Below are 13231 nucleotides of genomic sequence, written 5' to 3'. Positions count from 1 at the left end.
ACGCTCGGGACGGGTGTGTCGAACGTTCGCGACCCCCGAGTTCTGCGTTCGGGTTGGCGGGTGGGGAGCATTGACAGGGGTGGGGTGGTGGGTGAGGGTGGTTCGGAGAGCGCTCTCCGAACTAGGGGGACCCGGTGGACGACGTCGAGTTGGACCTGCTGGTGGGCAAGTTGGACCTGGGGCGGAAGGTCCGGCTGCTGACCGGGGCCACCACCTGGCGCACGGCCGAGGAGCCCGACATCGGGTTGCGGGCGGTCGTGATGTCCGACGGGCCGGTCGGGGTGCGCGGTCAGGGCTGGGACGAGCGCAGCACGTCGTTGGCCCTGCCCTCGCCCACGGCGCTCGCCGCGACCTGGGACGCGGGGCTGGTGGAGCGGCTGGGGCTGCTGCTGGCGGCCGAGGCCAGGCGCAAGGGCGTCGACGTGCTGCTGGCGCCGACGCTGAACCTGCACCGGTCGCCGTTCGGCGGGCGGCACTTCGAGTGCTTCTCCGAGGACCCGCTGCTGACCGCCCGCACCGGCGCCGCCCACGTCACCGGCGTGCAGCGCGGCGGCGTCGCGGCCACGGCCAAGCACTACGTCGCCAACGACTCCGAGACCGAGCGCCTGACCCTGGACGCCCGGGTCGACGAGCGCACCCTCCGCGAGGTCTACCTCCTGCCCTTCGAGCACGCCGTCGAGGCCGGGGTGTGGGTGGTCATGTCCGCCTACAACGGCGTCAACGGCACCACCATGTCCGAGAACCCGCTGCTGGACGAACCGCTCAAGGGCGAGTGGGGCTTCGACGGCGTCGTGGTCTCCGACTGGGGCGCGGTCCGCTCCACCGCCGCCTCCGCGAACGCCGGGCAGGACCTGGCCATGCCCGGTCCGGACGGCCCGTGGCGCGACCTGGTCGACGCCGTCGAGCGCGGCGAGGTGCCGGAGAGCGCGGTCGACGCCAAGGTCAGGAGGCTGCTGCGGCTGGCGTCGCGGGTGGGCGCGCTCAACGGGTCCACGCCGACCGCGCCGCGCGTGGAGCGGCCCCTCGACCTGCTGCGCGAGGCGGTCGCCAAGAGCACCGTGCTGCTGCGCAACGACGGCGTCCTGCCCCTCTCCCCCGGCACGACCGTCGCCGTCCTGGGCCCGAACGCCGCCACCGCCCGCATCCAGGGCGGCGGCAGCGCGGGCGTCTACCCCGAGTCGGTCGTCTCCTTCCTCGACGGCCTGCGCGAGGTCGCCGAGGTCACGCACACCCCCGGCGTCTGCCTCGACCACCGCCCCACGCCCCTGACCACCGACGACACCCGCAACCCGGTCACCGGCGAGCCCGGCCTGCTGGTGCGCGTGCTCGACGCCGACGGGGCCGAACTGACCGCCGAGCACCGCCTGCTGGGCCGCGTGCTGGAGGTCCCGCTGGTCGAGGGCGCGCGCACGGTCGAGGTGCACGGCGTGCTCACCGCGCGCACGGCGGGCGAGTGGCGCCTCTCCGTGGCCGGGTTCGGCCGCCTCACCCTGGACGTGGACGGGGAGCGCGTGCTGGACGAGCACGTGCCGCTGGACACCGACGACCCCGCGGTCATCCACCTGACCCCGCCGCACCGCCAGGTCGTCGCACGCCTCGGAGCAGGCCAGGAGGTCGACCTCGTCGCCCGGCGCGAGTTGCCGGAGCACACCGGCACCGCGACCGTGCTGGCCGCCGACCCGCCGGAGCCGGACGCGGACGAGGAGCTGGCGCGGGCGGTCGGGCTGGCCCGGGGCAGCGATGTCGCCGTGGTCGTGGTCGGCACCACCGACGAGATCGAGAGCGAGGGCTTCGACCGCGCCTCCCTCGCCCTGCCCGGCCGCCAGGACGAGCTGGTCCGGGCGGTCCGCGCGGTCAACGAGCGGACCGTGGTCGTGGTCAACTCCGGCGGCCCGGTGGAGCTGCCGTGGCGCGACGAGGTGGCCGCGGTGCTGCTGGCCTGGTTCCCCGGCCAGGAGGCCGGGCACGGGCTGGCCGACGTGCTGTTCGGCGTCCGCGAGCCCGGCGGCCGGCTGCCGACCACGTGGGCGGCGGAGCAGGCGGACGTGCCGGTGTCGGACGTGCGGCCGCGGCACGGCGTGCTGCGCTACGACGAGGGTCCCGCCATCGGGCACCGGGCCTGGCGTCGCGCGGGGGTCGCGCCCGCCTACTGGTTCGGCCACGGCCTGGGCTACACGACCTGGTCCCACGAGCACGCCGAGCCGACGCCGGGTGGCGTGCTGGTCCGGGTGCGCAACACCGGGCCGCGGGCCGGCCGCGAGCTGGTGCAGGTCTACGCGGCGGACGGCAGGCTGCTCGGCTGGGCCCACGCCGAGGCGGGTCCCGGCGAGGCCGTCGAGGTGGCCGTCGAGCTGCCCGACCGGGTGTTCCGGCGCTGGACCGCGGACGGCTGGGTGGTCGACCGGGACACGGACCTGCTGGTCGGGCGCAGTGCCGGGGACACACCGCTGAGGATCGGAGAGCGCTCTCCGCACGTGGCAGAATGAGCGCATGAGCAGATCGCCGTCGACGCCGCCGCCGACGTTGGAGGACGTGGCGCGGGTCGCCGGCGTGTCCAGGGCCACCGTCTCGCGGGTCGTCAACGGCACCCGGAACGTGGACCGCAAGATCCAGGAGGTCGTGCGCGCGGCCATCGACCAGGTCGGCTACGCGCCCAACCGCGCGGCCCGCTCGCTGGTGACCAAGCGGGCCGGGACGATCGCCCTGGTCGTCTCCGGCGCGGGCGAGCAGGGCGAGGAGTCCTCGTTCGCCTCGCAGGTGTTCTCCGACCCGTTCTTCGGCCGGGTGGCCAGCGGCGTGCTGGGCTTCCTGCGCACGCGCGGGGTGCACCCGGTGCTCATGGTCGCCGACACCGAGCGCGCCCGCGAGGACGTGCTGGCGTTCCTGCGGCAGGGCAGCGCGGACGGCGCGCTGCTGGTCTCCACGCACGCCGAGGACCCGCTGCCCGCCCGCCTGGTCGACGCGGAGCTGCCCGCCGCGCTGTTCGCCCGGCCCGCGCGGCCGGTGCCGATCAGCTACGTCGACCTCGACCACCAGGCGGGCGCGAAGCTGGCCGCGGACCGGCTGGTCGAGCGCGGCTGCCGGCAGGTCGCCACGATCTCGGGACCGCTCGACGTCCCGGCCTCGCAGAACCGGTTGACCGGGTTCCGGGATTCGGTGGCGCGTCACGGTTTTCCGTACGTCCCGATCGCCGAGGGCGGGTTCACCGCGGCCAGCGGCGAGGCGGCGATGGAGCGGCTGCTGGCCGAGCACCCCGGCATCGACGGCGTGTTCGCGGCGAACGACCTGATGGCGCAGGGCGCGTTGATGGTGCTGCACAAGCACGGCCGCCGCGTGCCGGAGGACGTCGCGGTCATCGGCTTCGACGACAGCAGCCCCGCGCTGACCTGCCGGCCGCGCCTGACCACGGTGCGCCAGCCGGTGGAGGACATGGCCGCGGGAATGGCGCGCCTGCTGCTGGACCACGTGGACGATCCGGCTTCGCCGCCCCGGTCGGTCATCTTCGAGCCCGTGCTGGTGGTGCGCGAGTCCGCTTGAGACGTCCGTTGACGTTTTCGCAACCTCGGCGTTACGCTCCGAGAGAGCGCTCTCTCAAGCGCCTCCGGTGCCACGGAGGCAACAGCTCCGGGCCTCTGCCGCCCCTTACCTAGTCAGGTAGGACCATGAGCTCTCCCCGTTCCCGTTTCGGCGTGTTGACCGCCGCGCTGGCCGTTGGCCTCGTGGCGGTCATCAGCCCCCTCTCTCCCCCCGCGCAGGCCGCCGAGTGCGGCACGTCCAACGCGGCGCTGAACCGACCGGCGACCGCGTCGTCCGTGGAGAACGGCGGCACGCCCGCCTCCGCCGCGGTCGACGGCAACACCGGCACCCGGTGGGCCAGCGCCTTCTCCGACCCGCAGTGGATCCAGGTCGACCTGGGCTCCACGCAGCAGGTCTGCCGCGTGTCGCTGTCCTGGGAGGCCGCCTACGGCCGCTCGTTCCAGGTCCAGCTGTCCGACAACGCCTCCACCTGGAACACCGTCTACTCCACCACCACCGGCACCGGCGGCGCCCAGAACCTGACCGTGGCGGCCTCGGGCCGCTACGTCCGGGTGTACGGCACGGCGCGGGCGACCGGTTACGGCTACTCCCTGTGGGAGCTCTCGGTCAACACCGAGACCACCGGCGGGCCGACCATCCCGCCGACCGACCCGCGCAACCCGGACTTCGGTCCGAACGTGCTGATCTACGGTCCCGGTTACGACCGTGTCGCGATGCAGAACCGGTTGAACCAGATCTCCACCCAGATGAGGACCAACCAGTTCGGTTCCGAGCGGTACGCCGTGCTCTACAAGCCCGGTGTGTACGACGCCGACGTGAACCTGCGCTTCTACACCCAGGTGGCGGGCCTCGGCCTGCGCCCGGACGACGTGCGGCTCAACGGCCACGTGCGCGTCGAGGCGGACTGGTTGCAGCAGGGCGACAACCCGAACAACCTCGGCAACGCCACCCAGAACTTCTGGCGCCAGGCCGAGAACATGTTCGTCAACCTGCCGGCCGGCCAGATCGAGCGGTGGGCCGTGTCGCAGGCGGCGTCGTACCGGCGGATGCACCTCAGCGGCCAGGTCCAGCTGTGGAACGGTGGTGACGGCTGGGCGTCCGGCGGTCTCATCGTGGACAGCAAGATCGACGGCCTGACCGTGTCCGGTTCGCAGCAGCAGTTCCTGACCCGCAACAGCAACCTCGCGGGCGGCTGGTCCGGTTCGGTGTGGAACATGGTGTTCGTCGGCTCGCCGGGCGCTCCCCCGCAGCACTTCCCGAACCCGTCGCACACCACGGTCGACACCACGCCCGTCGTGCGCGAGAAGCCGTTCCTGTACTTCGAGAACAACGAGTACAAGGTGTTCGTCCCGGCGCTGCGGCAGAACTCGCGCGGCACCAGCTGGGAGAACGGCACGCCCGCCGGCCAGTCCATCTCGCTGGCCGACTTCTTCATCGTCAAGCCGGGCACGCCCGTCGCGACGACGAACGCGGCGCTGGCGCAGGGCAAGCACCTGCTGCTGACGCCCGGCGTGCACCGCCTGACCGACACGATCAACGTCACCCGGCCGAACACCGTGGTGCTGGGCCTGGGTCTCGCGACCCTCTCCCCCGACACCGGCAAGCCGGCCATGGCGGTGTCCGACGTGGACGGTGTGAAGCTCGCGGGCTTCCTCGTCGACGCGGGCGTGCAGAACTCCCCCGTGCTGCTCCAGCTGGGCCCGGCGAACTCGTCGGCCTCGCACGCCGCCAACCCGACCTCGATGCACGACGTGTACCTGCGCGTCGGCGGTCCCCAGGCGGGCAAGGCGACGGTCTCGCTGGAGGTCAACAGCGACAACGTGATCATCGACCACACGTGGGTGTGGCGCGCCGACCACGGCACGGGCCCCACGGGCTGGACCGCCAACACCGGGCGCAACGGCGTGATCGTCAACGGCGACAACGTCACCGCGTACGGGTTGTTCGTCGAGCACTACCAGCAGTACAACACGATCTGGAACGGCAACGGCGGCCGCACGTACTTCTACCAGAACGAGCTGCCGTACGACCCGCCGAACCAGGCCGCGTGGATGAACGGCTCGCAGCTGGGCTGGGCCGGGTACAAGGTGGCCGACCACGTCACCACCCACGAGGGCTGGGGCATGGGCGTGTACTCGTTCAACCAGGCCGATCCGAGCATCCGGACGGCGAACGGGTTCGAGGTGCCCAACCGGTCGGGTGTGCGGATGCACGACCTGGTGACGGTGTCGCTGGGCGGGGTCGGCACGATCGACAACGTGATCAACGGCATCGGCGGGGCCGCGAACCTCGCCACGCAGCAGCGGTACGTGGTCAACTACCCGTGAGTTGAGCGCGCGGAACGCCCCGCCGGGTCCTCCCCGGCGGGGCTTTCCCCTTCTTCCACGGCCCGGCCGACCCGCGAATTGCGGTTCGGCGTTCCGGACCGGCGCTTAAGATCAGCCGACACCACCGGCTGATGGGGTACCCGTGTCGCGTCCCGACCTGTTCACGTACACCGGAGCGCTCCGGATCCTCGGCAGGTACGAACGGCCCGTGTTCGACAGGGCGGGCGTGGTGGCGGGTGGCGCGATCCTCGCCGCGGGCGGGGGGCTGATCGACCCCAAGAACGAGGCGGTGGCCTCGCTCCGCAGGGTGCTCGACGGCGTGTCGGCCAGGCTGACGGGGTTGTCGGGGGTCGACCGCCAGGAACTCGTGATCGCCGCGCACACCGTGATCGCGGTCGTGTCGGTCTTCGACGCGTACCGGGACCGACTCGGCCGCCGGTTCGACGAACTAGGGGTGACCGACCGCGAGAAGTTCCGGGCGCTGGGCGTCGAGCCGGCGAACGGCGGTAAGGAGGCCCGCCAGTTGGCAGCGCTGACGGCTCTCGGGGTGCCGGCGCCGGGCGCCACCCGGGGTTTCCAGGAGAACCTCGACCGCGACCTCTCGGACTTCTTCTCCAGGGCTCGCGAGATGGTGTCCGGTTTCCTCCGCGGGTTGGCGATCGACCCGTCGTCGGCCCTGCCGACCCTCGACCAGATCCGTGATCGGTACGTGGACCACTACCTCCGGTTGGCGGCGGAGATCCCCGAATTCCAAGTGTGGAGCCTCATCGGCGAGCACTCGGCGACCCGGGCCGTGATCGAGGCACGTCACAGTCTGGTCGTCGAGGCCCTGAACGTGCAGTCCGAGTCGATGGAGCGCTTCTCACGCCTCCTGTCGCTGTTCGCACCGGGTGAATTGCCCCGGGAGCCCTCTCACCGGGCGAAGTTGGCGTTCGCGGCCGCGGCCGCCCTGCACAAGCCGCTGCTCCGGACCAACCCCGGCAACGCGCCGCTGAGCACCAGGTTCCCGTCGGTGGAGCGCGGTTTCGTGTCGCCCGCCTACCGGGTGGCCGTCCAGGACGACACCTCCGTGCCGTCCGCCGAGATGTGGTGGGAGGAGAACACCGGGGTCGAGGAGGACATCGACACCTTCCTCGCCGCCCATCTCGCGGGTCCGGCGAGCACGCGGCGGCCCCTGCTGGTGCTCGGCCACCCCGGCATGGGCAAGTCGCTGCTCATGAGCGTCCTCGCCGCGCGGCTGCCCGCCCTCGGGTATCCGGTGGTCACCGTGCCGCTGCGCCGGGTCAACGCGAACGACGCGGTGGTGCGCCAGGTCGAGACCGCACTGGCCGAGGTGCTGTCGGAGCGGGTCGACTGGGGCAGGCTGGCCGACGAGTGCCGCGACGGTATCCCGGTGGTGCTGCTGGACGGCTTCGACGAACTGGTCCAGGCCAGCGGCGTGACTCGGTCGAACTACCTGGAACAGGTGTGCGACTTCCAGGAGCGGGAGGCGGACCTCGGGAGGCGGGTGGCCGTGGTCGTCACCTCTCGTCCGCTGGTCGTGGACCGGGTCCACATCCCGCTCGGGACGTCGGTGGTGAAGCTGGAGGCGTTCGACGACGTCCGCGTGGGCAAGTGGTTGGACGCGTGGAACGAGGCCAACTCGTCCCGGTTGACCCCGACCCTGGTGCTGCACCGCGGCGACCTGGCACGGCAACCGCTGCTGCTGATGATGCTCGCGGTCTACGCCACCGACGTGGAGAACGTGGACCTGGACGACGAAGACCTGTCCGAAGCCGCGCTGTACGAGCGGCTGATCGACTGGTTCGTGGTGCGCCAGGCCCGGGACAAGAGTTGGGAACAGCCCTCCGCTCAGCAGGTGGAGCAGCGGGTCAAGCGGAGCAGGACGCAGTTGGGCATCGCGGCGTTGGCCATGTTCAACCGTGGTCGGCAGTACGTCATGGACGCGGAGTTGAACCAGGACCTGGCAGCGGTGCTCCGCTCCGGAGAAGCCCATCCCGGGCACACCTTCGACGAGCCGCTCAGCCTGGCGGACCGGACGGTCGAGGAGTTCTTCTTCATCCACTCGGCGAAGCTGAACGAGCACACCGGCGGCCGCCGCACCTACGAGTTCCTGCATGCCACGTTCGGTGAGTACCTGGTCGCCGAGCTCGCGTTGACGCTGCTGACGACCCTCCACGCCCAGTGGGAGCGGAGCCGGTCGAACCCCTTCGCGGAGGGCGGGCACCCGGACGACGCGCTGTTGTTCGCGCTGCTGTCCCATCAGGTGTTCACCAAGCGGAAACCGATCCTCGACTTCGCGCGCCAACTGTTCGCCACCTGGGACCTGTGGCACCAGGTCGGCGTCCTCGACGTGCTCGACGACCTCGTCCGTTCGTACCGAGAACGGCCGCTGTCCGACAGATACCCCGGCTACGCGCCCTCACCGGCCACGCCGGTGTCCCGAATCGCCACGTACGCGGCGAACCTCGTCTGCCTGCGGATCGGTCTGGCCGACCGTCCCGTGCCGCTCGCGGCTCTGTTCCCCGGTGCCGAGGAGCCACTCGCCGTGTGGCGTCGGACGGTGCACCTGTGGCGGGCCGGACTGGACGCCGACGGCTGGCGCAGCGTCCTGCGGACGCTTGCCCTGGAGAACCACAGCGGTGTTCTCCACCTGTCCCCCGACGGGACGGTTTCGGGCGTCCGGTACATCGATGAGGCAAAGATCCTCGGCGACCACACGCTCGTGGGCCTCGTGCGGGCAGGCGCCCACTTCATCGACTACGCCGCCGACCCGGACGCACGGGAGCGCGCCCTGCTGGGGAAGTTGACAGAATGGGTGATCAACACCTCCGGGGTGGCCGGCACCGACCGCAGCCTGCCGTACGACAACGAGCTCCTGGACCAGGTCCTCGACCAACTCGACGCGGGCGTCGGCTTGAACCCCGCGGCGACGCAGGCGTTCACCTTCGCCTTGTCCAGAGAGGCGTGGAGGCTGCCCGGAGAGCGGGTGAAGCGCGCCATGACCCACCTGCTGGCGGATCGCCCGGTCATCGCCCCGTTCGAACTGATCTCCATCGCCTGCGCTCACCCCTACATGCTGGACGAGAACAGGGACGTGATCGACGCACTGGTCCTGGGAGCGCTCACGAGACCTCTCTTCACCGTCCCCTGCCTCGTCGTCGCTTGGATCGCGGACCGCGAGCACGGTGGACGGAGCCCTGGCCTGCGAGGGCTCGTCACCACGCTGGAGGCGAACATCTCGCAAAGCGAGATCGAGAACCCCGTCAGCGGCTACTTCTCACCCGAGACCGTCGAGTACTTCGCGGAGTGCGACGCGAACGCCTGGAGGTTCGACGCGCACCTCCTGACCATGCTCGACGGGATGAGCTCCTCCCTCCTGCGCGCGGTTCCGCCGCGACACTTCCGGCAGGTCGTCGAGAGGTTCAGCCGGGTCGACGACCACCTGGTCCTCGGTTTCGTCGGGAGGTACCTGTCCGCACGAGGGCAGAAAGAGGTACCCCCCGACCTGCCTGCCGCGCTGGCCTCCTTACGAAGCCTGGTCCGCTGATCGAACGGTCGTCTCCACGAACGCCCGCACCACCTCGCTCCGCGTCTCCGGCACCCACGCCACCGCGATCCGCAGCGGTTCGATGTCGGGGATCGGCCGCCACGCCAGGTCCGGGTGGGCGTAGTACAGCGCCATCGACTCCGGGCCGATGCACACCGCGGCCCCGGTGGCGACCTGCTCCAGCATCTCCTCGACGTTGTCGTTCTCCGGGCCCCACACCGGTTCGCGGCCGTCCGGCCTCGGGTTCACCGCCCACCAGTCGACCCACTCGCGGGGCGCCTTGCGCGTCCACATCAGCGGTTCGTCGCCCAGGTCGGCGATGGACACCTCCGGCCGGGCGGTGAGGCGGTGGTCGCGGGCCAGGGCGACGTACCTCGGTTCGGTCGCCACGACCCTGGCGTGCAGGCCGGCGGTGTCCGCGGGCAGCCAGACGAAGGCCACGTCCACCAGGCCCTGGCGCAGGGCGTCGGGTTCGCCGCCCCAGTCGAAGCGCTTGGGCTCGATGGTCACCTCCGGCCGGTGGCCGGCGAACGCCGCCCTGGCCCGGCGGGCCACGCCGCCGCCGCCGGAGGCGACGAAGCCGACCCGCAGGACGTTCATCTCGGCGGCCGCGGCGGAGCGGACCACGCGGGCGGTCTCCTGCCAGTCGCGCAGCACGCCGCGGGCGAGGGGGAGCATCTCGGCGCCCGCGACGGTCAGCCGGATCTCCCGCCCGGTGCGCACGAACAGGTCCGCGCCCAGGTCCTCCTCCAGCTGCCTGATCTGCCTGCTCAGCGCGGGCTGGGACACGTAGAGGTCCCGGGCCGCCCCGGTGAAGCTCAGCCGGTCGGCCACGGCCACGAAGTAGCGCAGCACCCGCGTGTCCACGTCGAGGGGACTCATGCCCAAAGGGTATGGGCACGGGTATTGGACCGACGAGGCCGCCGGTGGTGGGGTTGACGGGCCACCAGCCGGGTTGAGGAGGAGCTGACCGGTGTCCCAGGACCACCCCAACGTGGAGCTGATCCGCGCGTACTACGAGGCTTACGCCTCGGGCGACGTCCCCGCGTTGAAGGCGTTCCTCGCCGACGACGTCCGGTGGACGATCCCCGGCCGCCACCCGCTGTCGGGCACGAAGGTCGGCGTCGACGAGGTGCTGGAGTTCTTCGGCCGGCTGGCCAAGGCGGGCTTCCGTGCGGAGCCGCTGTTCCTGGCCGCGGACGGGGACTGGGTCGTCGACCTGCACCGCGGCTGGAGCACGAACCCCGAGGGCCTGGACATCACCTGGGCGCCGGCGTTCCGGATCGAGGACGGCCGGATCGCCGAGGCGGTCAACTTCGCGCAGGACCAGAACGCGGCCGACACCTACTTCTGGGACAACTACCCGCCGGCGGACGTCCGGACCCGGCTGGAGCACGCCTGAGCCGAAGGGGGCGCGGGGAGTCGGGTGCCGTCGCGGCCCGTGAGGAGGGGGCCGCGACGGCACCCGGTGGTCACGCCGGGCAGAACACGTCGCCGAACAGCCCGATGACGGCCTCGGCGGGCACCTCGCCCGGCAGCGGGTTGTACGACAGGGTGGCCCGCCTGCCGTCGTCGGAGCGGACGGCGTAGGTGAGGTAGCCGATCAGCTCGCCGCCGTGGCCCCAGACCGACCGGCCGCACGGCAGGTCGTAGCGCTGGAGGCCCAGGCCGTAGGCGAAGATCGAGCCCGTCGGCGTGGTGGTGCGCATCGCGGCGAGGGCCGACGGGCTGGTCAGGCGCCCGCCCAGCAGGGCGTCGAGGAAGCGGTTGAGGTCGCCCGCGGTGGAGATCATCTCGCCCGCGGCCCAGTCCAGCGACGGGTTCATCAGCGTCGCGTCCACCAGCCGGCCGTCCACCTCGGTGTAGCCGCGGGCGTGCGGGCGCGGCAGGCCGGGGCGGTCGCCCGGCACGCTGGTGTGCCGCAGGCCCAGGGGCTTGACGATCCGGTCGGTCACCTCGGCGCCGTAGGGCCTGCCGGTGACCCGTTCGACCAGCGCGCCGGCCACGACGTAGTTGGTGTTGGAGTAGCGCCAGCTCGTGCCGGGGTCGAAGTGCGACGGGTGGCGGAACGCCTCGTCCAGCAGCTGCCGGGGTTCGTGGTGGCGGAACCGCTCGGCGCCGCGCCAGCGGTTGGTGGACCAGCCCTCGCCGTGGGCGTAGTCGTAGAGGCCGCTGGAGTGGGAGAGGACCTGCCGCACGGTGATCTCGCCGCCCCGGGGCACGCCGTCGACGTACCGGGCGATCGGGTCGTCCAGGCGCACCCGGCCCTCGTCCACCAGTTGCAGCACGACGGTCGCCACGAACGTCTTGGTGACGCTGCCGACGCGGAAGTGCCCGTCCACGCGGGCCTCGCCGGCCGCGTGCGCCCTCGTGCCGGTGTCGTCCTCCACCCGCACGAGGGCCGCCGAGGCCCAGCGCTGGTCCACCCAGGAGTCGAGCTGGTCGACCGGGGACGCGCCGGTCGCGGTGAGGGCCGCGACCAGCGCCACAGTGTTGATCATCACGGGGTCGACGCTACGGAGGCCCGGAGGCCCGGACCATGGGGCCGACCTCCGGTTCCGCGGCGGGAAACCGGAGGTCCGCCCCGGGGGAGAACCTCACCCCCGGTCGACCGCCCGGGGCCGGGCGAGCCGCTGCGGCGCCCGGTAGGCGCGGTCCCACAGCGCCTCCAGCGGGCCCCGGGAGAACCTGGTCAGCCACCAGGACGCGCCCACCACCAGCAGGGTGCAGACGGTGAACCAGACGGCGACGGTGAACCAGGGGCCGCCGAAGCGGGTCGCCAGGCCCAGGCCCCACGGGTAGCAGAGCACCGACGCCAGCAGGTTCTGCGCGACGTAGCAGCTCAGCGCGGTCCGACCGACGGCGGTGAGGCCCGCGCGCAGCACGCCCTGCTCCGCCCGCATCCGGTTGACCAGCCGGGTGATGCCGCCCAGCAGGCCGAACGCCACCAGCGGCGCGCACAGGTACCGGTCCACGGCGAACCAGTCCGGGCCGGCCAGGGTGGTGAGCACGTTCAGCGGCACGCCCAGGCCCAGGCCCCAGACCACGAGGCGGCGCTGGAGGCGCAGCCCGCGCGGCGAGTCCTCCAGCACACCGGCCGTGAACAGCCGCGCGCCCACCAGGAACAGCACCGTGCTCAGCGGCAGCACGAAGAACACCTCGCCGCGGAAGTAGGCGAAGTGCTCGACCCGGGCCCGGACCTGCGTCCACCAGCTGTCGACCGGGAGCACCACCCCGTCGTTCAGCTCCACCCCGCCGACGACCAGGGCCAGGGTGACCAGGCCGATCAGGAGCACGTGCACCAGGCCGACGCCGACCAGCCAGGCCGTCACCGCGCGCGTGCTCCGGCCGACCAGGAGGGCGACCGCGACGGACACGACGGCGTAGAACGCGAGCACGTCGAACTCGAAGATCAGCACGTAGTGCAGCAGGCCCTCGACCAGCAGCAGGGCCGAGCGCCACAGGTACCAGCCGGGCCAGCGGGCGCCCCGCCGCAGCGCCGACCGGTGCCGGATGGCCAGCCCGATGCCGAAGATGATCGACAGCAGGGCCAGGAACTTGCCGTTCGACAGCATCCGCAGCAGCGCGCCGCCGTCGTCCTCCCCGCCCATGAGGTCGAGGAACCCGGTGGCCCCGTGCGGGTGGGTGAACACCCACGCGTTGGTGCCGAAGGTCCCGAGGATCGCCACCCCGCGCAGCACGTCCAGTGCCGCTGTCCGACCGCTCATACCCCGGAACGTAGGAGCCGCGGTACCCGCGCGGCGTCCCCCGACCGTACCCGCCGGCGTCCTACCTTCGGAGGACGCCGGGTGCGCGG

At 72.1% G+C, this 13231-nt stretch carries 8 protein-coding genes; 5 read left to right on the top strand and 3 right to left on the bottom strand.

Annotated elements, in window-relative coordinates:
* Nucleotides 1–134: 134 nt before the first annotated feature.
* The 4 genes from ACFP3R_RS16095 (at nucleotide 135) to ACFP3R_RS16080 (ending at nucleotide 9414) form a co-directional block, all read left to right on the top strand.
* Nucleotides 135–2486, top strand: a complete 2352-nt coding sequence (locus ACFP3R_RS16095) for a glycoside hydrolase family 3 C-terminal domain-containing protein (RefSeq protein WP_380637005.1) — start codon at nucleotides 135–137, stop codon at nucleotides 2484–2486.
* 4 nt (nucleotides 2487–2490) lie between these two features.
* Entirely contained in the window at nucleotides 2491–3537 is a 1047-nt protein-coding gene (locus tag ACFP3R_RS16090; RefSeq protein ID WP_380637004.1) for a LacI family DNA-binding transcriptional regulator, read from the top strand.
* Nucleotides 3538–3662: 125 nt separating this feature from the next.
* Nucleotides 3663–5864 carry a discoidin domain-containing protein gene (locus ACFP3R_RS16085; RefSeq protein WP_380637003.1) on the top strand — a complete coding sequence of 734 codons (2202 nt, stop codon included), beginning with the start codon at nucleotides 3663–3665 and terminating at the stop codon, nucleotides 5862–5864.
* Nucleotides 5865–6006: 142 nt separating this feature from the next.
* Entirely contained in the window at nucleotides 6007–9414 is a 3408-nt protein-coding gene (locus tag ACFP3R_RS16080) for an NACHT domain-containing protein (RefSeq protein WP_380637002.1), read from the top strand.
* Here ACFP3R_RS16080 and ACFP3R_RS16075 read toward each other — a convergent pair.
* Nucleotides 9394–10296, bottom strand: a complete 903-nt coding sequence (locus tag ACFP3R_RS16075; RefSeq protein WP_380637001.1) for a LysR family transcriptional regulator — start codon at nucleotides 10294–10296, stop codon at nucleotides 9394–9396. The two genes, ACFP3R_RS16080 and ACFP3R_RS16075, sit on opposite strands and share 21 nt — an antisense overlap.
* A gap of 91 nt (nucleotides 10297–10387) precedes the next feature.
* Between ACFP3R_RS16075 and ACFP3R_RS16070 the strand changes: the two genes are divergently transcribed.
* Complete coding sequence (locus ACFP3R_RS16070; RefSeq protein WP_380637000.1) at nucleotides 10388–10816, top strand: nuclear transport factor 2 family protein; 429 nt, start codon at nucleotides 10388–10390, stop codon at nucleotides 10814–10816.
* Between the two features lie 70 nt (nucleotides 10817–10886).
* Here the strand turns inward: ACFP3R_RS16070 and ACFP3R_RS16065 are convergent, their stop codons facing one another.
* A complete protein-coding gene (locus ACFP3R_RS16065) occupies nucleotides 10887–11915 on the bottom strand; it encodes a serine hydrolase domain-containing protein (RefSeq protein WP_380637140.1) in 1029 nt (342 codons plus the stop codon).
* A 96-nt stretch (nucleotides 11916–12011) separates the two neighbouring features.
* A complete protein-coding gene (locus ACFP3R_RS16060; protein WP_380636999.1) occupies nucleotides 12012–13142 on the bottom strand; it encodes a DUF418 domain-containing protein in 1131 nt (376 codons plus the stop codon).
* Between the last annotated feature and the right edge of the window lie 89 nt (nucleotides 13143–13231).

The sequence above is a fragment of the Saccharothrix lopnurensis genome (genome assembly GCF_042658445.1).
GTDB classification, from domain to species: Bacteria; Actinomycetota; Actinomycetes; order Mycobacteriales; family Pseudonocardiaceae; genus Actinosynnema; species Actinosynnema lopnurensis.
This window is presented reverse-complemented; position numbering and strand designations above follow the sequence as displayed.